Annotated in this window: 27 protein-coding genes and 1 pseudogene; 9 read left to right on the top strand and 19 right to left on the bottom strand. The window is 40.6% G+C overall.

From position 1 onward, the window contains the following. Positions 1-16: 16 nt before the first annotated feature. Both IJ00_RS08480 and IJ00_RS08485 read right to left on the bottom strand, forming a co-directional pair. Positions 17-478 carry an HNH endonuclease gene (locus IJ00_RS08480; protein WP_035152022.1) on the bottom strand — a complete coding sequence of 154 codons (462 nt, stop codon included), beginning with the start codon at positions 476-478 and terminating at the stop codon, positions 17-19. Beyond that, complete coding sequence (locus tag IJ00_RS08485) at positions 475-714, bottom strand: hypothetical protein (RefSeq protein ID WP_035152024.1); 240 nt, start codon at positions 712-714, stop codon at positions 475-477. Before IJ00_RS08485 ends, IJ00_RS08480 begins: the two co-directional genes overlap by 4 nt. Before the next feature lie 84 nt (positions 715-798). On the opposite strand from IJ00_RS08485, the gene IJ00_RS08490 reads away from it, so the two are divergent. The 4 genes and pseudogenes from IJ00_RS08490 to IJ00_RS29590 all read left to right on the top strand — a co-directional run. Continuing rightward, the gene (locus tag IJ00_RS08490; protein ID WP_035152025.1) at positions 799-1587 is read left to right on the top strand and encodes a class I SAM-dependent methyltransferase; all 789 of its coding nucleotides are present in this window, start codon (positions 799-801) and stop codon (positions 1585-1587) included. A gap of 12 nt (positions 1588-1599) precedes the next feature. After that, complete coding sequence (locus IJ00_RS08495) at positions 1600-2187, top strand: Crp/Fnr family transcriptional regulator (RefSeq protein WP_035152028.1); 588 nt, start codon at positions 1600-1602, stop codon at positions 2185-2187. Between the two features lie 84 nt (positions 2188-2271). Next, on the top strand, positions 2272-2706 hold the full coding sequence (locus IJ00_RS08500) for an ester cyclase (protein WP_035152031.1): 435 nt from the start codon (positions 2272-2274) through the stop codon (positions 2704-2706). A gap of 170 nt (positions 2707-2876) precedes the next feature. Continuing rightward, a pseudogene (locus IJ00_RS29590) lies at positions 2877-3065 on the top strand (WGR domain-containing protein); the annotation flags it as partial. A gap of 38 nt (positions 3066-3103) precedes the next feature. Here IJ00_RS29590 and IJ00_RS29595 read toward each other — a convergent pair. Then, the gene (locus IJ00_RS29595) at positions 3104-3298 is read right to left on the bottom strand and encodes a hypothetical protein (protein ID WP_238178550.1); all 195 of its coding nucleotides are present in this window, start codon (positions 3296-3298) and stop codon (positions 3104-3106) included. Between the two features lie 370 nt (positions 3299-3668). Here IJ00_RS29595 and IJ00_RS28230 point away from each other — a divergent pair, with 370 nt between their 5' ends. From IJ00_RS28230 to IJ00_RS08520, 4 genes are all read left to right on the top strand, one after another. After that, a complete protein-coding gene (locus IJ00_RS28230; protein WP_238178520.1) occupies positions 3669-5174 on the top strand; it encodes a DUF1963 domain-containing protein in 1506 nt (501 codons plus the stop codon). Positions 5175-5339: 165 nt separating this feature from the next. Then, the gene (locus tag IJ00_RS08510; RefSeq protein ID WP_144416013.1) at positions 5340-5705 is read left to right on the top strand and encodes a hypothetical protein; all 366 of its coding nucleotides are present in this window, start codon (positions 5340-5342) and stop codon (positions 5703-5705) included. Positions 5706-6060: 355 nt separating this feature from the next. After that, on the top strand, positions 6061-6333 hold the full coding sequence (locus tag IJ00_RS08515; protein ID WP_035152037.1) for a hypothetical protein: 273 nt from the start codon (positions 6061-6063) through the stop codon (positions 6331-6333). Beyond that, positions 6330-6698, top strand: coding sequence for a clan AA aspartic protease (locus IJ00_RS08520; RefSeq protein ID WP_035152038.1), 369 nt, complete (start codon positions 6330-6332; stop codon positions 6696-6698). The genes IJ00_RS08515 and IJ00_RS08520 overlap by 4 nt, the downstream gene beginning before the upstream one ends. Positions 6699-6725: 27 nt before the next feature. Here the strand turns inward: IJ00_RS08520 and IJ00_RS08525 are convergent, their stop codons facing one another. Genes IJ00_RS08525 through IJ00_RS08540 form a run of 4 tightly spaced genes read right to left on the bottom strand, consistent with a single transcriptional unit; the run spans position 6726 to position 11094 of the window. Then, positions 6726-8297, bottom strand: coding sequence for an AAA family ATPase (locus IJ00_RS08525; RefSeq protein ID WP_035152041.1), 1572 nt, complete (start codon positions 8295-8297; stop codon positions 6726-6728). A gap of 8 nt (positions 8298-8305) precedes the next feature. Continuing rightward, complete coding sequence (locus tag IJ00_RS08530) at positions 8306-9706, bottom strand: hypothetical protein (protein WP_035152043.1); 1401 nt, start codon at positions 9704-9706, stop codon at positions 8306-8308. Continuing rightward, positions 9706-10035, bottom strand: a complete 330-nt coding sequence (locus tag IJ00_RS08535; protein ID WP_035152045.1) for a hypothetical protein — start codon at positions 10033-10035, stop codon at positions 9706-9708. The genes IJ00_RS08530 and IJ00_RS08535 overlap by 1 nt, the downstream gene beginning before the upstream one ends. 9 nt (positions 10036-10044) lie before the next feature. After that, on the bottom strand, positions 10045-11094 hold the full coding sequence (locus IJ00_RS08540; protein ID WP_238178468.1) for a type IV secretory system conjugative DNA transfer family protein: 1050 nt from the start codon (positions 11092-11094) through the stop codon (positions 10045-10047). Between IJ00_RS08540 and IJ00_RS08545 the strand changes: the two genes are divergently transcribed. Then, positions 11062-12387: an IS4 family transposase gene (locus tag IJ00_RS08545; RefSeq protein WP_035152048.1), complete on the top strand. Its 1326-nt coding sequence runs from the start codon at positions 11062-11064 to the stop codon at positions 12385-12387. The two genes, IJ00_RS08540 and IJ00_RS08545, sit on opposite strands and share 33 nt — an antisense overlap. Here IJ00_RS08545 and IJ00_RS08550 read toward each other — a convergent pair. From IJ00_RS08550 to IJ00_RS08600, 12 genes are all read right to left on the bottom strand, one after another. Then, positions 12358-13308, bottom strand: coding sequence for a hypothetical protein (locus IJ00_RS08550; RefSeq protein ID WP_238178469.1), 951 nt, complete (start codon positions 13306-13308; stop codon positions 12358-12360). The genes IJ00_RS08545 and IJ00_RS08550 overlap by 30 nt on opposite strands. A gap of 17 nt (positions 13309-13325) precedes the next feature. Next, complete coding sequence (locus IJ00_RS08555) at positions 13326-13886, bottom strand: hypothetical protein (protein ID WP_035152051.1); 561 nt, start codon at positions 13884-13886, stop codon at positions 13326-13328. Positions 13887-13905: 19 nt separating this feature from the next. Further along, on the bottom strand, positions 13906-15654 hold the full coding sequence (locus IJ00_RS08560; protein WP_046814764.1) for a hypothetical protein: 1749 nt from the start codon (positions 15652-15654) through the stop codon (positions 13906-13908). A 113-nt stretch (positions 15655-15767) separates the two neighbouring features. After that, positions 15768-16529 (bottom strand): hypothetical protein, encoded by a 762-nt coding sequence (locus tag IJ00_RS08565; RefSeq protein WP_035152053.1) that lies wholly within the window; start codon positions 16527-16529, stop codon positions 15768-15770. 11 nt (positions 16530-16540) lie between these two features. Next, complete coding sequence (locus tag IJ00_RS08570; protein WP_035152056.1) at positions 16541-18187, bottom strand: TrbI/VirB10 family protein; 1647 nt, start codon at positions 18185-18187, stop codon at positions 16541-16543. After that, complete coding sequence (locus tag IJ00_RS08575) at positions 18187-19038, bottom strand: hypothetical protein (RefSeq protein WP_035152059.1); 852 nt, start codon at positions 19036-19038, stop codon at positions 18187-18189. Before IJ00_RS08575 ends, IJ00_RS08570 begins: the two co-directional genes overlap by 1 nt. Positions 19039-19314: 276 nt before the next feature. Then, positions 19315-20346: a hypothetical protein gene (locus tag IJ00_RS08580; protein WP_035152062.1), complete on the bottom strand. Its 1032-nt coding sequence runs from the start codon at positions 20344-20346 to the stop codon at positions 19315-19317. Positions 20347-20362: 16 nt separating this feature from the next. After that, positions 20363-21076, bottom strand: coding sequence for a hypothetical protein (locus tag IJ00_RS08585; RefSeq protein WP_035152065.1), 714 nt, complete (start codon positions 21074-21076; stop codon positions 20363-20365). 3 nt (positions 21077-21079) lie between these two features. Beyond that, positions 21080-23146 carry a hypothetical protein gene (locus IJ00_RS08590; protein WP_371259641.1) on the bottom strand — a complete coding sequence of 689 codons (2067 nt, stop codon included), beginning with the start codon at positions 23144-23146 and terminating at the stop codon, positions 21080-21082. A 258-nt stretch (positions 23147-23404) separates the two neighbouring features. Continuing rightward, entirely contained in the window at positions 23405-23785 is a 381-nt protein-coding gene (locus IJ00_RS30145; RefSeq protein ID WP_371259642.1) for a hypothetical protein, read from the bottom strand. Beyond that, a complete protein-coding gene (locus IJ00_RS08595) occupies positions 23748-24122 on the bottom strand; it encodes a hypothetical protein (RefSeq protein WP_046814765.1) in 375 nt (124 codons plus the stop codon). The genes IJ00_RS30145 and IJ00_RS08595 overlap by 38 nt, the downstream gene beginning before the upstream one ends. Positions 24123-24207: 85 nt before the next feature. Next, positions 24208-24603, bottom strand: coding sequence for a hypothetical protein (locus IJ00_RS08600; RefSeq protein WP_238178470.1), 396 nt, complete (start codon positions 24601-24603; stop codon positions 24208-24210). Between the last annotated feature and the right edge of the window lie 52 nt (positions 24604-24655).

Below are 24655 nucleotides of genomic sequence, written 5' to 3' on the forward strand. Positions count from 1 at the left end.
CCTCTTTCAAATATTCCTAATCCTCATTTTGAAGCTGTGGGTCATCTTCTGGTGGATGCCAACCGCCTTTTACCCAAAGCCGACGCGCTTTTACAATTGAACCATCGTTATGGCGATCGTCATTCAAATCCAAGCGACTGCAAGTAGCTCTCCCCGTTTCAGTGACACCAATAATCCTCAAACTATCTGCCGACCAGATAAAATGGTCTGACCATTTTTGTTTGCGGGGATTAAAAATAGGGATATTTTTCCCAGTTTCTGGGTCGATACCAGTCGTAAAATTGTAGCGATAGCCGTTACAACGCTGACACGCTAACGCTAAATTATCAGGCTCATCCGATGAATTCGGAAACGATTGGGGAATAATGTGGTCGATCGCGAACAAAGCCGCACTTGCTTCTTCCAAAGCGTGGCAATATTCACATAGGTACTTCGCCCTTTCCCTAACTAACTTTCTGGTTGCATCATTAACAGTCATGATTGGGCAATAACTTTGGCGTTGAGCAAAGTAAAAATACGATCGAGTTCCAATATTCCCGCTAACTCAGCTTCCTCTTCCTGGGTGAGCATCTCGGTTTTTTTATTCTCGTTCAGGCGATCGAGCCGTGCTTGTAGGTCTGGGGTAAATTTGAATAAATATAAATCTCTAACTTTACTAATTTGGATGCCAGATTCTACCCAGGATGAGGGTTGAACCATCATTTGAGTAATCATGGTAGTTAAGGATTAAGTTTATATGGTCGTATTTTAGCAACGAATATTGCCGAGCGGTTTGTTTTTGCTATTTCAGGAGTCAGGATGACACTCTACGATCGAATTGGGGAAAATTACACTCAAACCAGAAAATGCGACTACCGTATCGCAGATAAAATACTGGAAATTTTGTCATTTTGCCAAGCTACCACAATTGTCGATATTGGTGCGGGTACAGGTTCCTACGCCCTTTACCTTGCCGAACGTGATTGTAATGTTTTCGCTGTCGAACCATCGGCAACAATGCGAAGCCAAGCAATTTCCCATCCCAGGATTAAATGGATTGACGGATATGCGGAGAAGTTACCATTATCAGATCGGGCTGTAAATGCAGCCATTGTGATTTTAGCTTTCCACCACTTTCAAGATTATCGTCAAGCATTGCGGGAAATGGTTCGAGTTGTAGGTGACGGTCAAATAATTTTGTTTACCTACGATCCAGCGATGATTTCTCGTTTTTGGTTGTCAGAATATTTTCCTACGCTCGTCGAAGATGTTGAATCTACATTTGTGCCAATTCCCCAATTAACCCAGGAGATGGAAAGGATTTGCGATAGTGCGGTTAACCTAATCCCCTTCGAGTTACCGCAAGATTTATCCGATTCGTTTGCCGCAGTTGGTTGGTCGCGACCGGAATTATATTTGGAAAATGGGATTCGCAGTGGTATTTCCTCATTTGCCAAGATGAACAAAAAGGAATTAGAAACAGGTTTATCCAAGCTGCGGGATGATTTAATTACAGGGATGTGGGAGCAGAAATACGGCTATTTGCGCCAGTTAGGGCAGTATGATGTCGGATATCGCTTTATTCACACTTCGATTTCTATCAGTTGAGCAGACATGGGAATGTACGAAACCTTAGATGCATTTGTTAGGCGGATTTTTCCCCAATTTCAACTAGACTATCGGCAACTTCAACCTTTTTTAGAAACAAGGAAATTGGAAAAGGGAGAATTTGTTGTTAGAGAAGGTGATATTTGTGATTTTGTTGGTTTGACAATTAAAGGCTGTTTGAGAACCTTTTTTCTGAAAGATAACAAAGAACTTACACTGTTTTTTCAACCAGAAGGGTTGACATTTGGTGACTATGAAAGCTGGCAACGTCAACAACCAGCTTGTTTTTCCTGCCAAGCCATCGAAAATTCCCAGGTATTACTTATTAAAGAAAAAGCACTGGCTGTTTTGGAAAATTTACCAGACGGTCAGAAATTTTTGCGACTAATCGTCGAGGATTTAGCATTTCAATTACGCGATCGCTTAATGTCCCTATATCGAGATTCTTCCGAACAGCGTTATCTTCATTTTCTGCAAACCGAACCAAATTTATTACAGCGCATTCCCCAACATTATTTAGCCTCCCATCTGGGTATCGAGCCGGAATCCCTCAGTCGCTTGAAGCGTCGAGTCCACGAGCGGAGTAAATTCAGCGATTGAGTTAACCTAAGTCAATGCAATTTACGGGGTAAGCAATGTATAGTCGCAACAAGATATTTCAGTTACATGACATTGTAGACAATTATGCTATCGGAACAGAATTTAGGGGAAAATCAATTAGCAAAAAATAAAGCATTAATCCTCAAATTTTATGAAACCTTCGATCGACAAGATATCGAAGCTGCAAGAGAATTGATGTCATCCGATATTGTTGGTCGAGGGTTGGATGGAAGTTCTCTCCAAGGGAAGGATGACTTTATCAAGTATGGAATGACAATGTTTATCGCCTTTCCAGACGGTCGTCATGTATTTGAGGAAGCGATCGCCGAAGCCAATAAGATTGTCACCCGTGGTATTTTTAGCGGGACTCATCAAGGGGAATTAATGGGGATTCCCCCCACAGGAAAGCCAGTCAATTTTTCTGTCGTTCATATCGATCGCGTTATCGACGGCAAAATTGTCGAGCATTGGGGTCAAGGTGATACTTTCGCAATGATGAAACAATTAGGTATTGCGTGACATGATTAACTCTATTTAGCAGGTATTTGGTTGATTATGTCGATAATTTCTTGTGGGGTTTTTGTGCGTTCACGTAGTGGCTCCTTCGGTTTTAGCTGTCCCTGCTACAGAAACATTTAATTTGTAGGTAGGCTAGTTTTGTGCAAGTAGTTACGTAGAAAGAGATTTCTATGAGTATTGATGCCAATAACGATCGCACCGCTTCAAGCTCCGTTTACTTGGAACTATCGGAGGGTTCGTCCCACAAATTTTATGAAGTGATTGTGAATGGTGTAGAGGTAACGATTCGCTATGGTCGCATTGGCACAGCGGGACAATCTTCTAGTAAAACCTATGCTACGCCTGAGCAAGCCCAAGCGGATGCCACCAAAAAAATTAACGAAAAGCAGCGAAAAGGCTACATCCAAAGGTCTTCTGGTGAGACCTTAGCAACACCTGTCGATCGCCCAACTGAGAGTTTGTCAACGGTGGAGACAGAAAATAGCGTCAGTTCTCGCTCCATTAATTTGGCGACGTTGCTTGTCGGAATGGAGTCAGGGTTGAACGTTTTAAGGATTCCTCTAGGGCGATCGCTGGTGGCCATAGAAATCACAGTAGTCTGCGACTCCTCAACCGTGAGACGCAACGCCTCAAATTCTGGCAATGTCATCTACCCTGCCTTTATGCTCAACCTGGGTGTGGGCAACGACATCGCCTATCACATGGGTGTTCGTCCTTTGCAGGGGCAAGTTGTTCAGAATACCTGTGTGGCTGGCGGATGGGGATTGGAAGAAAACCGACCGATTCCGGCTGAGTTTCTCTCTGATCAGCCCTTCACCCTGAGAGTTGCCCTTGAGCAAACGGTGGTGGTGTCTCTCAATGGTCAGGTGTTCAGTCGCTTTGCCCATCGCCTGCCCGCAACACAGATTGATGCGGTGCATTTTGTCTATCCGCCCGGAAATTTGCAGGTGCAATCGGTGCAGGTGGTTGAGCGGACGGATGGGGAGATAGACGTTCCCGCCGATGTGCCATCTGAATCACCCACAGAAAATCATCCCTTGAGTCCTGAGATCGCCCCTCCCGCACCGCAACCTTCTCCGCCAAGCCTACTCAGACCCCCTACAATTGAACTGCTCAATCAGGCTATTTCTGGGCAGCGCCCACTCCCAGCGATCGCCAGAACCGATCTCAGCCACGGCAAATATCCCCTTGGTTTCACGCTGCGCGAAAATCAGTCTTGCTCGTTGCACATTCCCCTGCTGCGATCGCTCGTTTGTCTAGAAATCGTAGCCACCTTTCATCGCTCAACGACTAGCTGCTTGACGTTCCGGTTCTGTGTTCAAGAAACAGTAACCTATAGTTTCGATTTTTATCCGCACACCGCCCAACTCGCTGTGGGTCAACTGTTTCACCTGGTGTTGGTGCTGACTTCGCAACAAACCATGAGCGTGTATGTGAACAACCAACTGCTCCCTGACACTCCCCAACACACCCTATCAGAGCCATTGGACGAGTTGGTGCTAGGGTATGACGCATCCGCAGTGGAGTTGCAAATGCTAAGGGTGTTTGAACCACAAAGAACTGAAGCTCCTGATCCAGCTATCAATCGGGCGATCGCCTTACCGCCACCTGTCCCAACGACTGTCTCAGCCCCGGATACTTCACCAGAAACGATGGATGCTCCTCCCTTTCTGCGGGATTTGCCAGCCCAGTTTGAGCCATTGCGATCGCTCCTAGCAGCCAATCTGGTTCCCTACATCAAAATTCAGGCTGGGACAGAAGTGGGCAGCCTCGATTGGCTCAACGGCGGCACTGGCGACCCGCTCACCGTCTGGCAAAGTAAGATTGGTGGCAATCCCTATTTCCCCAAAGATCGGGAGTATCCCACCGAGTCGGATACGGGTAAAGCCATGCCACTGCTGCTGCAAATCAATTGTGCAGATGTCCCACCGATTGCCGGATTTGATTTTCCTCAACAGGGTATGCTGCAATTTTATCTGGGGTTTGAACCGGCTGAAGCCAGTGGTACATCGGGGAAATATCGAGTTCTCTATTTTCCAGAACTATCGACTGATGTCCAAGACTTAATCACAGATTTCAGTTTCCTCGAAATAGACAACACCATCCAGGAGCTTTACCCGGAGGTGTACTCTATCACATTTGCCGTCAGTCATGACTTATTTGGGGAATCGCGACCTGTTGAAGCGATGGATCTGCCTGAAGAACTGCAAGAACTGGGGGCAGTATTCGACGAATGGTTGGGGGATTATCTGCATGAAACCGAAACCCGGATCAGAGGGTCAAAACTGGGGGGGTATGTGGACTTGCATTCCGATACGGATGAAATTGCTGAATCCGCCAATGGCAGATTACTGCTGGAACTGGTGCATCCGTCTTGCTGCGACGATTCTTTTCTGTTTTTCATCCCCGACGATCAACTGCGCGATCGCGATTTTAGCCAAGTCGAGTTTTATTTCGTGTGTGATTAACCGATGCAAGACTGTTTGTTACCCATAATAGGCATCAGTCCGTTGATAATCGCAGGGGCGATCGCTTTTGTGTGCAGCCAATCCTTGTTATCTGTGTTGGTGGTGCTGGTAGGGGCGATCGCGGGGGCAATCCTGGTTGTACCGTCTGGAATCTTTTGGTTACAGATGTTGCACCGTAACTGGATCGAATCACAAGCCGCAGGATTTATCTTTGTCCCCATCATTCTGCCAGTTTATGGCTATCTCGGTGCGGTTGCCGGAGCGAGTCTGGTCGCGATCCTGTACGGTTACCACGAGAACGATTTGCCAATATTTGTGTTTCAGGCGATCGCAAGTTGTTTCACTGTTGTGCTCAGTGGATTCATTCCGGCTGCGATCTCTGCCATTTCATCTTTTGTGCCATCAGTCCCTGAAGTGAACAAGGAAGTAAAAGGATTTGCTATTTTACTTATTTTTTCGATATGTGTTGGGCTAGCAAGTTCCTGGCTAGCAAGTCAGTTGGCGTATCTTTTTGTAATCCAGTTCGTTTAAGAACTGGCTAGTCTCAAAAGACAGTGGTTTCAATTATGCTGATACAGCTAACAAGTCGTTGGAGCGGCGATTTAAAGAGTATTCGCTTCGTTTGAGTCGTATTTGTCGGCGCTCAACTTGGTCGCTAAGAATCAAGAAAACCGAGCGCACATCAATTTCTCTACACTAAAATTGCAGCACAGCCTAAAATCTCCGGCTTCTCGTCACCAAAAAATACCAAAATATAGCCTTACTAAATCAAGCAGCGATTCTCGATCGCCATTACAACCCTTAAGTAGCACTCACCCGGTTAAATTGCTTCTGTTTTACAATCGAGATAGAAACTGGCGTAAATTAAAAGCGAAATATTGCCTTTATGTCCAAACCCAAACTTAGCGACGAAGAAATAACCCAACGTGGTAGAGAACTCTACGAAAACAGCATTCGTCAAAGAGTCGAAACACCAGAAAATATCGGCAAGATTATTTCTATTAACGTAGAAACCGGCGAATATGAACTAGGCGATGATTTACTTGTAACGAGCCTCAAAATACGAAATAAGCAAGAAGACGCAGCGCTTTGGTCGGAAAGAATTGGATTTAATGCTGTTTATGCGGTCGGTGGCACGTTATTCAGGATAGCAGAGTGATAAATGGAAGTGTTGTTGGACTTCAAGCTCAAATCGGTGTAATTTTTTGCCTCCCAGGAAGTCCAAGTTTAGAAATTAAGTGTGTCATTGATACGGGATTTGAAGGTTTTTTAACCTTACCTGCGGCTGCGGTGACAACACTTGGTTTGAGCTATGTTACCAGAATCAACGCCAATCTTGCTGATAATTCCAACGTTGCGACTGATGTATATTTAGCAACTATTTTATGGAATAATACGGAACGTGATGTACCAGTTTTAGCCATGGGTCGCCGTCCATTAGTTGGAACAGCACTACTTAAAGACTATCATCTTGGTGTTGATTTTCGTGATGGTGGCATTGTTAGCATCGAAGACATTTCTTAAAAGTGATTTATTAAAGTTGTGGTGTTTTTATTTCTCACCCCAAAATGAAGTGATAATAGGGGCAAATTCCGATGTATCGGTACTCGAAGCAGGCTGACAAATATACTTAGCACGATTTTCGATCGCCAATATTCTATCTGTATCCCGCACGTACAAAGGAACCATCATTTCCCGTTGTTCCAGCAATTCCTGCAACCCGATTTCCATTTCTCTTTGCTGATAAAACAAAGCACGCGCTGCTTTCTCAACAATCTGCGCTAACTCCGCACCAGTACAATTAACCGTTTGGTTGAGAATTATCCGCCATTCCTTTGGTGTCATCACATCGCCATTTTTATAACGCTCATCAAATCGAGCCAAATGCAACATCAAAATTTGCTTGCGCTCGATCGCTTGGGGAAATCCTACGTAAAAAATCTCGTCGAATCTTCCTACCCTGGTTAATTCCGGTGGTAAGGAATCGAGTCGATTCAAGGTTGCAACGACAAATACCATGCTGGTTTTATCCTGCAACCAAGTCAACAACGTCCCTAAAATTTGTCGGGAACCAATATCCTCCCCCGACTCGTTGGATGCAGCAAAAAGTTTATCCAACTCATCAAAATACAGCACTACAGGAGCGCAAGCTTCTACCCTTTCCAACAACTGTTTGAGATAAATTGCACCTCCAGCGACAACTGCTGCGGTATCAACGCGAATGAGAGGGAAAGTTAATATGCTGGCGATCGCACTCGCTGCGAGGGTTTTTCCCGTTCCCGGTGGTCCCACGAGCAAACAACCTTTGGGAAGGGGAATATTAGCAGTTCGTGCTTGGGGTAAAAAGTCGTATTTGACATTTTCGATATACTGTTTGAGTAAATCTAAACCACCAAAATCCGGAGCATTAGGTAAGCCAACAAAATTAAGATTGAAAGAACGAAAATGATTGATTTTATATTCAAGTAACTGTTTAGCGAGAATATTAATTGTAGGCTTATCCAAGGAATTTAACGATAGCTTTAACCCTAAACGAATTTCTTCTTGGGTCAAACCACTACTTGCATTAACTAATATCGAATTATCGGAATTATCAAAATCTGAATATAGAATTAAAACATCATCAACAATATCAGAAATCTCACCACGACTGGGTAGTGGCATAGATATAGATGGAATTAAACGGCTTAAATTATCTGGTAGCTGGACATCATCATTTGAAATAATAATCAGGTGCTTACCAGTATGATTATTTTCTAATTCAAAATAGATATTGACAAGATGAGAACTTATCTTGCTAATATCTGCGCTATTTGCGGATAGTAAATTCTCAAATAAAAAAACTCCAGGCTCCTGGGAATCAAGTAAGTAATCCAAGCTAGTAAATAGGGTTTGATATTGAGTATGTAGATTAACATAATCTATTTTATGATTCGACCTAAATAGAATTAGCTTTAAGCATCCCCATCCCGTAGTCCATAAATATAAGGGAATATTTTTACGAGCAGTACATTCAACATAGATTTTTCTCAACAAATTTATTCGTTCTTGGATTTGAGTGTTTATACAGATAATTGGCACACCAGAATCCATTAACAAGTTTAAATCTGATAGCGTTTTCATAGATTTAATTACCTTTCTTGATGATTGGTTGATTTGAGAGAATTTACTGCTACTTTCTTTGTGTTTGCTTGTAATTTAGGTAGGATTTGCTCAAAATAAACTAAATCGCGATTGCTCATATTACTTTTGACACTCCCTCCTGTTTTTTCAAGTAAATTACCCCTTCCATCCTTTGCTTCTATCGTGATATTGCCACTTGGATTTGCCTGCCATTTATAGGAAAAAGCACCATCGATAGTGACTTCCTTCTGTTGTGCGATTGCATACTGTATTAGTGCATTACTAATCTTCTCAACACGAGCAAAATATTCAGCCTCTTGTCTTCCTACTGGAGCAAAAGAATTGGAAACTGTGTGGTTTTGTTGTAGCGATGTTTGTAATGTATTAAAATCCTTGATATGATGCTTTTCTAAATTACTTCTCTCAACTCTTAACCCTAAAGGAGTTGCTTGAAACTGCATTATTTGCTTGTTAGTTGCCGATTCCTTAATTTCATACAGCGAACCACTACGAGAAATTTGGTAATTGTCGGTTTGGTATTGGGTTTCCCCTGGTTGTGTTTGCTGGTGGAATAAGTTCTTAATCGATGCAGCGAATTGATGTTGAGTTGAGTTATTTTGATATTCGTGGATTCCGATTTTTACCGCAGAAGTAAAGCTGGTTATCACAATCGAAGCTTTATTTTTTAAGTCTTGCCACCAAGATGTATTTTCGGGTTGCTGTAATCTCTGCTGGATTAATTCTTGATATAAATTTCGTTCTTGCTGTAGTGCTTGTATTTCTGATTTTAATTGAGTTAATTCTGCATTTAACAAGCCTTTTAAAGGGCTATCTTCTAAGGTTTCTAATGATTTAACAACTCTTGTTGTACCTGGAATTTGAGCTTTTGTACTGTCAGTTAAATTATTTTCTGAAGTTGAAAATTCTGGATAAATAGTTGGTTTGCGATAAGCCGAGCTTAACGCCAAAGGCGTATCGCTATCAATTTTTGTAACTTTAAATGCTTCTTTATTCTCTCGTTTGATATCCCTAACAGATTCTTGATTTAATAGTTCATTAACAACGACCCTCCCATCTCTATCTGACTGTAAAACTACTTTTCCATCCAATTCAACCCGCTTATTAATCACTCCCTCAACGACTTCTCCAACTGGTGTAGAGCGTAATTGTTGTAATTGATTAATCAGTTGAGGATTTAGTAATTGACCAGATAAACCAGATATTTCATCGCGAAATTGATTTTTATCGCGTCCATAAACTAATTTATTATCATCAAATATTTTCAATCCTTGTTTGACATTATCTTGCTTTGCATCTAGTAGTGCTTGCAGCAACATTTCAATTACTTGCTCATAACGCTGTTGTATTGAATTAGCATCACTCCCATCCACTACAAATATATCTGGCATTATAATAACTCCCCAAATGCTATCGCTAAAATTTGTAAGCGATTAATTACCAACTCCGAACCAACATAGAATAAAGCTAATTCCCCATCTAAGAGCCAAGCGATAAATTCACTTTCTTGTTCGGGACTGCGTGTAGATTCGTAGGAGAAACAACCATTGACTCTACCTGCAAGTAATCCATATTGGTCGAATACTTCAACAATCTGTGGGGAATAACCTATATTAAAAGGTTCTCGATCGATGGCTCGATCGATTTTTTCTATCCACTCCGGATATTGCGACAATAATGATGAAGCTTTTACACTTAAATTCAATTTAATAGTTTCCATGATTACGCTCTAAAATACACTTCTTAAATCTTCTGGTGATAATATATTTTCCTTATCATCTGGCATTGGAAATAAATACTCGGCTAATTCTCTTCTTTCTAAAAATTGTTGAGAACGCTCCTTATCGCTAATTTGAATTCCATTGCTTTCAATCAATTTCTCTCGAATAAAATCCCATTTACTTTCCGACCAATTCATCTGGTTAATATCAGATTTTGGAACTTTCATCGCTTGCAACAAAGGAACATAAGCTTCCGTCCCACGGGTATAAGCTGGATTGATAACCACCGCTCTCCCCGTTCCCATTTTGGCGAATTGTGCAGGTTCCAATAAATGCCGCTTTTGATGGTGTTCGTTACTACTGCGCGAACCTCCTCCTTTTCCCGTACTTCGCGATTTGGAATTGAATTTAATCTCCATTTCTCCTAAGTAATCGCTGAAAAGCTTTGCTGATTCCGTATCTTGAGGATTAAAGATAAACTTAGTCGCAGTCCCACCCAAGATTGCTCGTGCTACTTCTTTTCCGTATACTTTCTCCAACTGGGCAATATTTTGATACCCTAAAATCCCAACGAATCCATCTTCGCGTCCTTCATTCAACCAATTCACAAGTGCTGGTAAATAGAACGTCGGTAATTCGTCCAACGCAACTATCAACGGTTCTTTTCGCGGTACAGTACGGGTGATATTGCGGGTGACGATCGCGTGTAGAATCGCTGCGAGCAAAGGACTAACTATGTCGCGATTATTCCGATCCAACCCAAAAATTATTAGCTGTTTCCCGTCTAAATCGAGTGGTAGCGTAGTTTTCCCGCAAAATGCACCAACAAAATCCCGTTTGAGGAAACGTTGAAACATCCGCTGTGCTGTACCAATAATGGATGCAGCAGTCTTCTCCGAGTCCTTGACGCTGATTAGCTGCGATGATTCGTGACAAGTTAAGGTTTTTGAGGTTTTGTCAAGAGCAGTATAGAGGGACTCAAAAAGCTGAGAAACTAGTAATAGTGCATCTTTTGGTTCAAAATCATGCCAACCAAAAAACCGAGAAACCCTGACCATGTTCGTCGTCGAAACACCCCACTTGCGGATAATGAAGCAATAAGCGAACACTTAAAAAATTTGCTGAGTCCAGCAATATACGCTCAAAGTGCCTATTATCGAAGCCTTGGATTACGCGACCGTATACTTAATCTGTCATTAATGGTTGCAGCGATGTTAACTGTGATTTGGCGGCAAGTAGCATCAGTACATGAACTAACTCGAATGTTGGAGCAGGAGGAATTGTTATGGGGTAAAGCTGTTAAAGTATCACAGCAGGGGTTGTCACAGAGGTTTCTCAGTTTTCCAGCAGAACTATTTGAACGAGTGTTTCACGATTTGTTACCATTGTTGAAATCGCGTTGGCTTCTTCGCGAAAAACGAACCCTACCAGCAGCAGTCAAATATGCCAAGAAGCATTTTGTGAATATATGGATTGCGGACGGGTCAACACTCGAAGCTTTATTTCGTAAATTAGATAGTTTAAAAGATGTTCCACAAGGTAAGTTAGCCGGCAAAATATGTACAGTGATTGATTTGTTAACACGATTACCCGTACAAGTTTGGTTTCATACTAATCCCTTAGCACATGATACTAATTTTCTCGATGATTTAATTAATATTGCTAGTGCTAAAACCTTGCTAGTTCTCGACCGTGGCTTTTATGATTTTGGTTTTTTCTTGCGCTTGATTGCCAAACAGGTTGATTTTATTACTCGCATCAAATCAAATGCAGTATTTGATGTTGAGCGAATTTTCAGCTACGACTACACACTTCGAGACCGGATAATTTCCTTCAACACAGAGGATAAACACCAAAAAATATTACGTTTACGTCTCATTGAAGTCAAGCAAGGCAAGACTTGGTATGCCTATGTTACTTCAGTTTTAGATCCTCAAATTCTTCCACCTTATGTCGTTGCCGATCTTTATGCGAAACGATGGAGAATCGAAGAGGCATTTAATACTGCCAAACGCTTGCTGGGGTTAAGTTATCTCTGGACAGGTTCTGTCAATGGTGTCAAGCTTCAAGTTTGGGCAACTTGGTTATTTTATGCAGTTTTAATCGACCTTGCAGATGCTGTTGCTGATGAAATAGCCCTCCCGTTTGAACGCATTTCTTTAGAGATGATTTTTCGTGGGCTTTACCATTTTAATCATGCTTATAACAAGGGTCGAGCAACCGATCCAGTTTTATTTTTTGCTGCTCCAGAGAACAAAAACCTTGATGTTGTTAAGACAATACGAAAAGAGCCTCAAACCCTTGACTTATCGCCTTTTCCTTTACCCTTGACAATTCCTGCTTTTCCTTAACTTGTTACTAATCAGCTGCGATAATGGTCTCGATGTCCACACTTTCAACTTTTCTTTTGATGCTAATTCCAGTCGTGCTGGTAAGTTGGGCAATGATAAAATCGCCTGTGCCATCATCAAATCGCAGTATTTATCCTCCCCAGTTAGAGTTGCGATCGCTTTGGTTACGAGCAAAATTCCCTCAACCAGCGAATCCCCAGCTTCCTCGAAAAACTTATCGCTGCTGGAATTTCCACCTCGATCGAAATTGCGCGAGATGACTTGAGTAATTTGTCCTGCTGCGATCGCATCTTCTTCATCTCGTAACAAATCCAGAGGATTGCAGGTTTCGCTTTCTGGGAATCCCGGTGCAAAGATTTTGACTGTATATCCTCGTTTCATCGCATAAGCAACAGCACGTTTGGTTTGTGCTGGGAATTTGAAATCGTAGAGCAACATGGGGAATCCCTGGTCAAAAGTGCTACGAATTAATGGATCGATTACGGAGAATGTCTTACCCGAACCAGCTGCTCCAATTACCGCAATCCCCCTTTGTGCATCGGGAATGTATAGAGTGGGGTTGGCAGAGAAGAAGGAAGGGAAGTGATTTGGTTGGGTTTTGACAAAACCCGATCGATACCATTGATTTTCGAGATTGGTTTGTACATCATGAGGGGTTCCAATATACAAAGCGACGGAGTTACGGGTTGGTTTTGCCATTTGCGTTTTAGCCTTATGTGTTGCTTTTGATTTTTCCTTACTTCCCCCCCAGTAACTAGTAGCAACTTTGCTTTTATTGTTTGTTGCAGAGAATAGTTTTGAAAGTGCAATCGCTACCAAACAAGCCAATAACATCAAACCGGATTGGGACTTCATCAAATTGGGTAGTCTCTCGATTTGTAAGATGGAATTTGCTGGCTGATTTTGAGAGTAATTCGACATAAATTAATCCTTATAAATTAATCCTTGCTTTCCAAGCTTTTACCAACTTCTGTTAGAGATTTATCTAAACGTATATATTTACCCTTGTGGTAGCAATATCGAGTTCGAGAAACAAGATTACCTTGCGCTGTAGATTGGGTAATTATCAGACAAGGAAATCCAGAATTATCCAGATTAATTACTTGAATTAAATTTTCTTTCGGTGGTAAATAGGGATTGGCGATAAATTCTAAGAGTATATTTCCCGATTCGTTATAAACAGAGTACAAACATCCAGCGTTTCCGCAAAGTTTAGGAGAGCGATAATCGAAAATATATAGATTACCACTACCACGAGAGGGAATTCTTAAGATTTTAATAAATGAAGCATCAAGATGACGAATAGATTTTTGATATAAAACTGTTTTTAATAAAGGCTGTGGTGCAAAACTTTCTGAATCTTGCCAACCTTTTGACTTGCTATTTGGAGATAGATAGGCGATCAAAAATGAAACCGAAAAAGCGACTACTGAAATAAAGAATATTAAACGATAGTTTTCAAACTTAATACTTGGGAACTTACCGATATTTCTCAGCATGGTAAATACATAGATAGAATTACAAACAATTCATGGATTGTAAATTCTGCGTGTATTTTGTTTTTGCTTTTTCTCCATACTCTTTAACTGTCTTTACATCACTAGGGTTAATAGCTTGGGAATCGATTACAATATTTGTACCTGCAAACTGCATTTGAGCCGCACGTTCAATTAATCTGTCTCCAGTAAAGTTTTTACCTGTAGTCGGATCAATTTGTTGCGATGCTGTGGATAGCAAACTATCAAGTTGGGATTCTATTAACGTTTGTTGCTCGGAAGGTGAAAAATATTGCGTCATTGCCTCACCAGTAATTTGTTCTCCAGAATCTAATTTCGTTAAAAATTCCTGACCACCAGCTTTATTCGCAATAATTTTCCGTACATCGGGATTTAACGACATCAACTGCATTGCACCAATAGCGCGTCCGCAATTTCCAGAAGAGTCACATACATAATTACCGACAAAACTATAATTATTTTGTGTATTAGATAAAGCCGAACTCAGAGCATCAACATTTGCACCAGACACATGCATATTTTTGCAATTTTCTTTTGATGCTGGGATTAAATTAGCGACAACATTCTTATTTTTACTACTGGTAATCGGAGAATTATTAAAACGAAAGCCACTACTTTTTAGTCCTATGGGATTAGAAATCGAGTTGCGATTGCTATCAATACTACCCAAAAATATCGGCTCTTTTTCTTTATAATTCATAAACGGAACAGGACCGATAAAATAGGGGGTACATCCCAAATCGACGAAATTATTCCGCATACAAACTCGGAAAAATAACGATTGAGAAATCATTCCATCAACTTCTGAAACATCCCACACTGCGACTTTGAAAGCATCCCCAAACAGATTTCTTCCCGTTGGTTCTTTCCCACCATTAACCGAACCTAAAATCCCCCTTCCACCTTTGACTAATTGATATTTCCCGCTAATCCATGCTTTTCCGTGTACCGCAGGGGAACCCGATAATTCGGTATGAGCGCAGTCTTTTTCACAAGGTACGGCAAAACCTTCTTTGTTGCTTCCGGAGATAGTGCGATTGCGCTTCTGTTCGTCAGTCGCAAAAGCAACATCAACTATCCCAACTTCTGTACCAACTGGGTTGATGGGATTAGGAAATTGAGAAAAGGGGACTTTGTTGAGTCCGGGAATCTCCGAAATATACACACCTTGCCATTTATCAAAACTTGCCACAGGAGTAGCTATTAAATTAGGAATTGAGCCGAGATTATAGGGTTTTAAATCTAACGAATCAAAGCTTAATTTACCCAAATGAGATGATTGCTTGAGTAAATTACCAATGGTTTGATTTGTATCAAAAGAGGTTGATAAGTTTTGTGTTAATAAATCAAAAATGGGTTTGACTTGAGAAACAGGATAGTCTGTTAACTCTGGGATGGCTTTGACCAAGCTATCTAATGTCTGAAGTTTAATCACACCAAAATTATCTAAGCTAATTTTATCTAAATCCGAATTAGTAATTTGAGAAATATCAGTCAGTGAGAAATTTTGTAATTTTAAAGAATCTTGAAAATCACCTAACATTGTAAATGAATCTGGTTTTTGTCCGGTATTCCAACTACGAGAAGGGTTATATCCAAGTTTATCGACAACATTTTTAGGCGCTTGAAAAGAGCCAGGTTCGCTAATTGCAGGCATATTTGAGAAGGTAATTTGATTCCAGTCGGGTAAACGGGTATTTTGCCAATTAACCGTGGGTATTTGCGATTCTGTTGTTGGAGGGTTCGACATACTGTGTTGTTGTGGGAATAGAAAAATTCCACCCGTAACTAATAATGACAGGCTCAATCCTGTAAAAGTTATGAATATTTTCCCATTCATTTTCATGATGTTATCCTCACGAGTTATCTAGAATGATTGATAAATCTTTGCTGTGTATTACCATCACTACCTAATTCGACTAGCCGATTAATTAATTGCATCGAAATTCCACTATCACGAGCCGCTATATTAATTGATTTTCCAGAATGGACATTGCTTAAAAACTGTTCTATCCGTTGCCACAATCGGGAATTATCAGAAATTAAACCTTGTTGCTTGGTGGTATTTATTCCTATAATTATTTGTTGTAATTGATTATTATTAATGTTTGAATAAATTGTTGATTCGGGTATTAGGTTAGAGTTGGGTAAAATTTCTAATGTGTGATAGTTCGACTTATTTTTCCCGGTTACAACTTGGAATAAATAAACTTGCCTCTGGGATTTCCCTTTTGTAACAACCGTCAGCAAGCTTGTATTTGTACTCGGTAATTGTGGCAGCTTTAAGCGATTGATTTTTCGCAAATGTATGACTGTCGCCCCAGACTGCTCGCACTGCGGAGATAAACCACTCAAACAACCATCAACGTCGAGGGATGCGATCGCAGGATTATCCAACCACACTTTTTCAACAATTTCGTCTGTTTTAATAAAGGAAATATTCACCCCATATCCAGGTGATAATGTAATTTCCGTTATCTTCCTCGAACTGTTTCCAGTCGCAATATCCTGAGAAATTTGCTTTATACCCTGTCTAATCTCAGCAGCATTTACCACTTGTAAATCGATAAGTGGCAAAGATATTAAACAAATAATAGCTATATGATTAAATAACCTACTATTCATTTTGACCTCACCTAAAACTGAAATGTCTGATTTACAAATACCTGAACCTCAGTACCCGCTTTGACGAACCAAACATCTTCTCTTCGTTGAATTTCCTGTAATGCTTGCTGATTGCGCTGGAGAATTTGTTGGGTTAAAGGTTCAAATCCCCCTTCCAAAACTGCTCCCAAAATATTCGAGTTATTTCTCCTAATTGATGAAAAGGAACTCGTACCACCAAAACCACTATTCGTTGAGATTTGTTCCTCCTTGGGTTGATTGAGAACCTTCCCAACTTTTGCCAAAGAGCCAACCGCAAATGTTTCGGCATCCCGTGCAGCAATTTCTCCACCTTTATTACCCCAAGAGGATGCAATTAAAGGTTGACCGGATTTACCCCGGATTGCGATCGCTCCTTCAGGTAGCACATATTCATTTCCATCAATCATCGCTCTCGTTGCTTCGAGTTCCATAAATCCGGATTTCTGGATATCCTTAACCTGGACTATTAGTTGCGAGTTTTTCGGGAGAATAATAGCGTTATCCTCAGTTTTTAGAGGTTGAGAAACTTGAATAATAAATTTATCTGTTTGTTGTTGCTTACTCGGTTGTTTGGTATTATCGCTGCGATTATTTGCCCAAACAATTGGGGTAATTAATTTACCACTAGCTGATGTACCTATCGTTAATTGTGGTGTGTTTTGATTTTCGATAATTAATGCTTCCTCATCGTGGAGCGGTTCCAAATTAGAATCATCGACGGTTGGAACGATTTGATTTTGATTTGATGCTGCTGAGACTAAAGTAGCACGAGGGATATTGGGTATTTGTTGTTCGTTAAGGTCGGAATTAGAAGTATTTGCTAGTTGAGGATTCGTTTTAGGAATAGTTGTGATTTCAGCACTTCCATAACTTCCTAAGCTGCTAATTTCTCTCCACTGCTCGATTGAATTTATATCGTCTTGTTTGGGTAAAGGTTTGGCAATAGGCGCAGAATTTACTTTATTTGCAACAGGTTGAAACCGTGGTTGGTAATTAGCGTGAGGATATTCGTAATTCACTCGTTGAGGTTGATAGCTAACTCTTTGAGGAATTGAACGTGGAATATATGCTACTTGCTGTCTGGTAATTTCTCTTGGTGCGACGGTGGGAGGTACATTTTTCTTTTTAGCCAGAGTTAATGGTCGAGTAATTGCAGGTTTACGATTTTGGGAATGCTCTACTGATTTGATTTTTTCGGCTTGAGTCGAAAGTGCTAATTCTGCTTTTAATTTCCCGGTTTCTGTTTCCTGAAAATTATCCGCTATTTCCACTTTTGGTTTACTTGTTTCTCGATTCGCGATTATAGGTGCAACCTTGGGTTTACCGGACATAATACTATTCAAAACCGTCGCACCAGCACCAAATACTACAAGCATTACCAACCCAACTGCACCAAATTTAGCAAAGGGATTTCCATAAAATGTTGGTTGAGTTTTACCTAAATGGGGGTCATCAAATAATTCGTTGATGGCTACTGAATTTTGGTTATTTACCTCTTCTCCTGATAATTCGTCCGATTTGCTTAAATCAGTTTTTTTCTCTGTGAGATTTTCTTCATTCAATCCCAACAACCTCGCAAAACTTGCCTCATCCCAACTCTGATTTAATTGATTATTCTCAACTTCTTGTTCTGGCATTATAAATTCTCCTGGAGTAAATCTCGAATAGCATAAATTTCCAAACCACTCGCACGAACTTGATAAATTACTGCTGCCAACTCACCGACATTTGCCGGACTTTCGGGAGCTTCCACCGCTCGAACAAATATCTCTTTATTAAAGGGAATCACCTCGCCTAAATTATTCCCCCTATCAAAAACAGTTAGATTTGCAATAATTTTTACCTTCCATTTTCCCTCTTCAATTTTTATCGGTGACTGAATTGAAAGTGGAACTAAAATAACTTGAGTTGTGCCTTTAAAAACTCCAGTCGGTGTCATCGAAGCCAGCATTTTTAAAAACTCTTTACGAAAATCCTCCGATAATGCATAAGATGCTTGCCATGCACCCGATGTAACCTTGCTCCCTCTCAATCCTCGCTCCCCAATATTGATTCCCGTGTCAATACAATTTGAATTCTGTACTTTGTTGTCACAGTCTTTTACTAAAATTAATTGCGAATTACGAATTGCGTAGCTTGCTTCTCGCGATAGCGAGTATTGCGAATTGCTTGATGACCAATTCATCATTAAAGTCATGGTATCGGAGACAAAACGGGAAATAACTACGTCCGTGCGATCGCGGTTTCCCAAGGGTGCAACTTTTATCGCAGAACCTGTTTCTAATTGCACCAAAGTTGGAACTGGTTTTTTATTGAGTTGGGAGTAGGAACCATAGATTAATATCAAGATAAAAAATGTAATTAGGTGTAATCCAAAAGTACCAACAGCAAATAATGCTAGAGTATCTCCGGTTGATAATTTACTAGAAGCGCGATTTAAAAACCGGAGTTGTTTATTTTTGGTATGTTCAGAATTAATATTGTTCATAAATATAATTTCCTATTAGCTGTTAGCTCTTAGCCATTAGCCAAGAAATATAATTAAATATTATTCATAACTTGTTTTCACCTCATAACCCAGATTTTTCACAACATTTTCAAATCCCTGCAAAATCTGGGTTTCTATATTTACTCTGCACCATAGCTAAAAATTCAACACTTCCAAAATATATTCTATTCAATGCTTTGCAAAACTCATCCCCAAACTTGTGAGAAATGCAGGATAAGCCAATTACGAATTGCGAATTGCGAATTACGAATTGTTTTAATAGCTTCTTCTATTGACTATTCTCTGGACAACCGTAGCAATACCAAAAGTCGCAATACTCGAGAAACTATTAAAAATAGCCATTCCACCCCCTGCGGCTAAAACAACAGATAAAATCGGTGCCAAAATCCCGACTGCAAATGCAAAAATCATCGGGTCATTGTTATCAGCATTCAATATCATCGTGGCAACTAAACCAGAAATAATATTGAAACAAAGCTTTATCATTCCCACAGAAAAGAAACCCGTCAACCATGCAAAAATTGCTTTTGAACCAATGGGAAGCAGTGAACCACCCACAGCCAAGGGACCGAGTAACGCAGTTAATAACATACAAACTTCGATTACCCACTGGAAAGCGATCGCAAATCCTAGAAGCCACCCCCTGACTGCTAGTTGAAAAATATTGGTATTGAAAAAATCGCTGACGCTTTTAAGCCATTCTGGACGACTATCCTGGTCTAAATCTGCTTCAATTTCCTTTGCTTGTGCTGCTGCATTTTCCAGACATTGTGTTTGTTGTGTGGGGTCAGCGATCGCATTACATTGATTAACGAGTGATTGAATAGCATCACCCTTCCCAGTTTTGAGCATTACTTGTTGGTAAGCTTCTTGGAGTTGGATGGAAGAAGACGTGGAGGAGAGAAGAGTTTGGTTCGTTTGATTAATAATTCCTCTCAATCCTTGAGTTGCTCTTGCTAATGGTTGACCATTATTAGCAAGTAAAACTATGACAATAATTGTCCAAATTACCTCGGTAAATCCCTTCGAGCTTTCCCCATCAATCATTTCCTTTGTCCATTGGACTATAAAAATTAGCAAAGTTCCAACTGCAAAAAATACTCCTAAATTTGCGATCGCACCATACAATCCTCCTTGTAGAACGTCATTCCAAAGCTTATCAATAGATTGAGCAATAGCCTCACTTGCTGCAACTCCATCTTCAGTTATAGTAGAAGCTGCTTGTCCAGGGTTGGGAACTTGAGTTTGAGAAAAAATTAATCCGTATTTCAAAAAATAATAGAACATACGGGTAGATATTCAACTAAAAAAGACGAGCTTGGGAAGTAGTACGCAAGTTATTAAACCCTTGACCAACAACCTCTTTTTGTTTTGTTTGATTTTGTCCATCTACGGAGCGAGAAATATTAGTCAAGTTGAGATTGGTTAAATCCTGAGATTGTTTTGATTTCAACCCATCAGTCCGTATTGCTCCCAAGATTCCTGCGATTTGAGTATTTTGTTGGGCAATACGTTTCATGACATTTTGAGTAACAACTTCCTCCTGTGCTGCTTCTCCAGAATTCTCAACTTGTTCTATCGAGCTTTGAGTTTTTTCAACTTGCAGTTTCGTAATTTGTTGACCTTCTTTACTCAAAGTCTTATCAGAATCCGCACGGGTAATTTGTCTATCAATTTCATTGCTTGCTTTATCAACAGGATTCACAGCTGTGTTCGCAGATGCAAAAATTTCCTCAACTTTTTCTCTCGTTTCTGTAGCATCGGGTAAACCTAAAGCTCCCACAGATTCATTAACTGCTGCTTTTAAATCTCCCTGCAATGATTCCGATAAATTCTCTAATTTTTGGTAAATAATTGAGGAAACATATTTATTTATCAAACTTAATTGTTCTTGCCATTGCTCGAATACTTTAGCAAGGGGGTTTGGTATTTCTAATGCAGATGCACTGGAAATACTTACTATTGATATTACGCCGATACTAATTCCAGTAATTATCAATTTCTTTGTTTCCTTCATATCTCAATCACCTTCTACTAGTTGCTTAGAAAATTCAGTAATCGCCATGAATTTATCTGAATATCTCGATAAAGCGGCTGTTCTCCTTTCTTGCTCATGAGGATTATTCGCTACTACTGCTAACAAATTGAAGGCTGGATAATAACGACAAAAAGTAAAAATTCCATTATCATCTAGCAACCATTGTGAGTAAAAACCCTCCTTTTTTGGGAAAAAACTTTCTGTGGCATTGCGAGAAATAATTTCCTGGGGATATTTCAAAATGCTCGTAAAACTATCTACCGCAGTCGGTTGAATCCTCCCAATCAAGCGGGTAGTTAGATTTTGAAAAATCTTGGAACCCGATGGAGACTTGGCGATCGTATCCGGGTCTTGTGCCGATAAAATCACCCTAACACCTGCTTTTGCTCCATTTGCACACAACCTACCAACCAAAGCCGCGATCGCATCAAATTCAAACAATATCGGGCTTTCATCGATAAAAAAGATACTCGCAGGTGCAGCCAAGGCTCTACGTAATGCCGCACTGTAAGCACTTAAACTCAAAATAGCTGCATCTTCATCGTTCGATAAATTACGCAATGCAAAGATGAGTAACCTTGCATCACTGCGAAAGGTAGATGGTTGCGCCAAAGCTTGTCCAACTCGACTCGAAAGCCAAAATCGCAACCGTAACCGTATGGTTTCCAAAGCAGCTTTAGTATCCCCAGTGAGAGAATCTAACCGCAAGCGTTCGTGGGAGCAGAAACCTAGAAAGTCATGCAATGTCGGCATTGCTTGCCATTCGTCCGAACCAAAGCCGTTTGTGTAAGCAGCAGCATAGCGATCGCGTATCAACTCATCCCCAAAAAACGCTTTCAAAGCCAAAGCGATAATCGACCTTACCGCATCCATCAACACCTGTGATTCACCCCGACGATTACCCGAAACCATTGCCAAGATTGCATTTGCCAGAAAATCCTTGTAATCTTCAAACCTTTCTCGCTGCAAAGAAGGTGGTAAATCCCGCAAATTTGGCAACTCAAATAAATTGCTAGACTCCTTACCGATGTCAAAATATGCACCATCATCTCCCATGAATTGGGTGTAGTCGGTAAAAGTGCTAGTTCCATCTGGTTTGGGATAATCCATTGCAACAACTGGCATTCCGTGAGCTAAAGCTTGAGTGAGGATTCCAGAAGCCAAAACACTCTTACCTGCGCGAGTAGTAGCAAACAACCCTAGATTCTTATGCTGCTTGTACAAATCGAGAAATACAGGTGTTCCTCCTTCTTCTGCTATTAACTCGAAACCTTGGGTATCTCCAGCTTTGGTTCGTACCAGGGGCATTAATCCTGGAACTTCACCACTCAAGTAAAGTAACCTTCGATTAAAAGGTGCAGTCATCAAGCGTTCCCAAACGATGGGTAAAGTTTGTAACCAGATTCGCCAGGGATATTCGGTTTCTCTGACAACCCAAGCTGGTTGGAGAAAGCAGGATTGCAGGTAACGACAGGCTTCGTCTAATTGTTCGCGGGTTTTTCTATATACCAAAAACACCGTCGCTGTGTGGATGGGAACTGCTCCTTCATATAGTTCTTCCTGTGCGGCAACAGATTTTTTGATATTGAGCAGAGATTTTACGTCAACAGAGTTTTTGTCTTGTGCGATCGCGGCAGATGTATTCGCTTGTTTGGTCAAGCGCTGCATATTAGTTTTGACTAGGGTTTCATTCGCTCGCATCAACTGACAATAAATCTCGGTGTCGTAAATCCGCTCTCTCGATAAAACCTCCCACAAATAACGCATCTGTCGTTCTTTATCTGCCCAACCACCGGGTTTCTCCACGAAGGTGAGGGCTGCAATGTATTTTTCTTGGAGATGCACCCAACGTCTATCTGCGACGGGAATGGAAGACTCGGACTCCATGAGTAGGGATGCGGGAGAAACATCGGAATAAATTTCCTCACATAGTCCATCTTCATCGAGGGTAAGTAGTTGGGGAATCGGACGGGGTGATGTTTGATTAAATCGCTGCCAGAGATGTTCCCAAAGCTGTTCAGCAGTTAATGGGTGGATATCTAGCCCCATTTTGTTTGACAGTAATTGTTCCCATAATTGAAATCCGTCAGTAAAAGATGCGTGTAATAGTCGTTCGATTGCTACAAATTGAAGTTCGTTAATTTCTCCGGTAAATGATTTCCAAGAGCGTTCTAATTTCGAGAGAATTTTCTCGATCGCTCGCTAGTTCCCGTACTCAAGTTTCAACGGTATATGTGCAATAAAGTCGCAAAGTTTTCGGTTTGCAACTCCTTGATTTGTAATTGTTGTGTTCTACATCGTCCCCCATTAATAAATATTGCATTCTTTGTTAGGAGCAATATCACTCAAATCTTTGAGTTGCTGTTGTCTCAAACTATCGTTGGTAAACGAACTTAAGTGTATGGTTAAACGCTCACCGTCGGGTAAATCCTTCAAACCAGATTCGATCGCATCAAATACGGGGTCGATTTGTTTGCTGCGTAATGTGGAATGAATCCCTGGACATTCAAATCCAAATTGAATCAGGAAATTATCAACTCCTTTGCGTAGGAGATAAGCACCAACTGAACGTCCTTGGAGATTTATTTGCAGCATGGAAAAGGGCGCAAATGAATCTTCTAGGGGGATTAATGAGAACTTTCTTTTACCGTTATCTACAGCCTGCTTTCCAACTTTTTGATTTGACACTCACACAACAACCTACTATTTTTTGATTTTGCTTCCTTTTTTTTGAATCTACAACTGGCTGGTACAAACATCGAATACGTGTCCAATTAGGGGTAGCAACAAATTTGGATAAAATACGCCAACTACCATTAGCTGTCAAAATCCACCATGTTGCTATACCCCAAGCGGCTGTACTACAAGTCCATACCCAATTAAGCCGAAATAAACCATGTATCAAGTAGTAAGAAACTCCACAAATTATTACCCAAGGAATTAATTGGTCTGCGGGAAATGGTCCGATATTTGCCTGTTTGCCAAGAGTCGCATTCACTTTACGATACTTCGATTTTTCCTCCATAGATTTAGTGATAGCTGCAAATTATTAATTACGAATTACGTTAGCGAAGCTCTCCCGAAGGGAGCATTACGAATTACGAATTATATTACCCTCCTCCTCCAATAATCAAATTTGCCAGAATGTCACCCATCGTTACCGCAATCAAAATAATCATCGGTGTTCGGGCTAAATTTTGCCAATCTTCGTCCTGTCTTGCTGCTTGCACAACCCGTACTAAAGAAATTCCCAAGTACAGGATGAATAATCCTCGTAGTACATTAAACGATAAAGTAATCGCTGTATCTGCACCTGTAAATTGTGATGTCATCCAAGTTTCTGCATTTTGAAAAAATTGTGCCTGTACGGGGCTGGCGAAGATATCTAATAGTAGAAATGCACCCCAAATAATAAAAGCAGACGAGGTGATTCTGTAGCTATGAGAAAATTTTGTGATGATTTTAAATAAACCTTCCAAATCGCGTCGAAAGAAAATTGCGCTCATTCCGAATGTAGAAATAGTCAACGTCGTAATTCCAATCAAACTTGGATTGATT

Origin of the sequence: Calothrix sp. 336/3 (assembly GCF_000734895.2) — a bacterium.
Classification (GTDB): Bacteria; Cyanobacteriota; Cyanobacteriia; order Cyanobacteriales; family Nostocaceae; genus 336-3.

Excerpts from the sequence above, each read along its gene's own strand:
- IJ00_RS08525 (WP_035152041.1), bottom strand. The coding sequence starts at position 8,297 with ATGAAAACGCTATCAGATTTAAACTTGTTAATGGATTCTGGTGTGCCA.
- IJ00_RS08535 (WP_035152045.1), bottom strand. The coding sequence starts at position 10,035 with ATGGAAACTATTAAATTGAATTTAAGTGTAAAAGCTTCATCATTATTG.
- IJ00_RS08580 (WP_035152062.1), bottom strand. The coding sequence starts at position 20,346 with ATGTTCTATTATTTTTTGAAATACGGATTAATTTTTTCTCAAACTCAA.
- IJ00_RS08515 (WP_035152037.1), top strand. The coding sequence starts at position 6,061 with ATGTCCAAACCCAAACTTAGCGACGAAGAAATAACCCAACGTGGTAGA.
- IJ00_RS08500 (WP_035152031.1), top strand. The coding sequence starts at position 2,272 with ATGCTATCGGAACAGAATTTAGGGGAAAATCAATTAGCAAAAAATAAA.
- IJ00_RS08595 (WP_046814765.1), bottom strand. The coding sequence starts at position 24,122 with ATGGAGGAAAAATCGAAGTATCGTAAAGTGAATGCGACTCTTGGCAAA.
- IJ00_RS08590 (WP_371259641.1), bottom strand. The coding sequence starts at position 23,146 with ATGGGGCTAGATATCCACCCATTAACTGCTGAACAGCTTTGGGAACAT.
- IJ00_RS08560 (WP_046814764.1), bottom strand. The coding sequence starts at position 15,654 with ATGTCGAACCCTCCAACAACAGAATCGCAAATACCCACGGTTAATTGG.
- IJ00_RS08540 (WP_238178468.1), bottom strand. The coding sequence starts at position 11,094 with ATGGTCAGGGTTTCTCGGTTTTTTGGTTGGCATGATTTTGAACCAAAA.
- IJ00_RS08480 (WP_035152022.1), bottom strand. The coding sequence starts at position 478 with ATGACTGTTAATGATGCAACCAGAAAGTTAGTTAGGGAAAGGGCGAAG.
- IJ00_RS08485 (WP_035152024.1), bottom strand. The coding sequence starts at position 714 with ATGATTACTCAAATGATGGTTCAACCCTCATCCTGGGTAGAATCTGGC.
- IJ00_RS08570 (WP_035152056.1), bottom strand. The coding sequence starts at position 18,187 with ATGCCAGAACAAGAAGTTGAGAATAATCAATTAAATCAGAGTTGGGAT.
- IJ00_RS08545 (WP_035152048.1), top strand. The coding sequence starts at position 11,062 with ATGCCAACCAAAAAACCGAGAAACCCTGACCATGTTCGTCGTCGAAAC.
- IJ00_RS08530 (WP_035152043.1), bottom strand. The coding sequence starts at position 9,706 with ATGCCAGATATATTTGTAGTGGATGGGAGTGATGCTAATTCAATACAA.
- IJ00_RS08490 (WP_035152025.1), top strand. The coding sequence starts at position 799 with ATGACACTCTACGATCGAATTGGGGAAAATTACACTCAAACCAGAAAA.
- IJ00_RS08575 (WP_035152059.1), bottom strand. The coding sequence starts at position 19,038 with ATGAACAATATTAATTCTGAACATACCAAAAATAAACAACTCCGGTTT.
- IJ00_RS08600 (WP_238178470.1), bottom strand. The coding sequence starts at position 24,603 with ATGAGCGCAATTTTCTTTCGACGCGATTTGGAAGGTTTATTTAAAATC.
- IJ00_RS08555 (WP_035152051.1), bottom strand. The coding sequence starts at position 13,886 with ATGCTGAGAAATATCGGTAAGTTCCCAAGTATTAAGTTTGAAAACTAT.
- IJ00_RS08565 (WP_035152053.1), bottom strand. The coding sequence starts at position 16,529 with ATGAATAGTAGGTTATTTAATCATATAGCTATTATTTGTTTAATATCT.
- IJ00_RS08495 (WP_035152028.1), top strand. The coding sequence starts at position 1,600 with ATGTACGAAACCTTAGATGCATTTGTTAGGCGGATTTTTCCCCAATTT.
- IJ00_RS08585 (WP_035152065.1), bottom strand. The coding sequence starts at position 21,076 with ATGAAGGAAACAAAGAAATTGATAATTACTGGAATTAGTATCGGCGTA.
- IJ00_RS08550 (WP_238178469.1), bottom strand. The coding sequence starts at position 13,308 with ATGTCGAATTACTCTCAAAATCAGCCAGCAAATTCCATCTTACAAATC.
- IJ00_RS08510 (WP_144416013.1), top strand. The coding sequence starts at position 5,340 with ATGTTGCACCGTAACTGGATCGAATCACAAGCCGCAGGATTTATCTTT.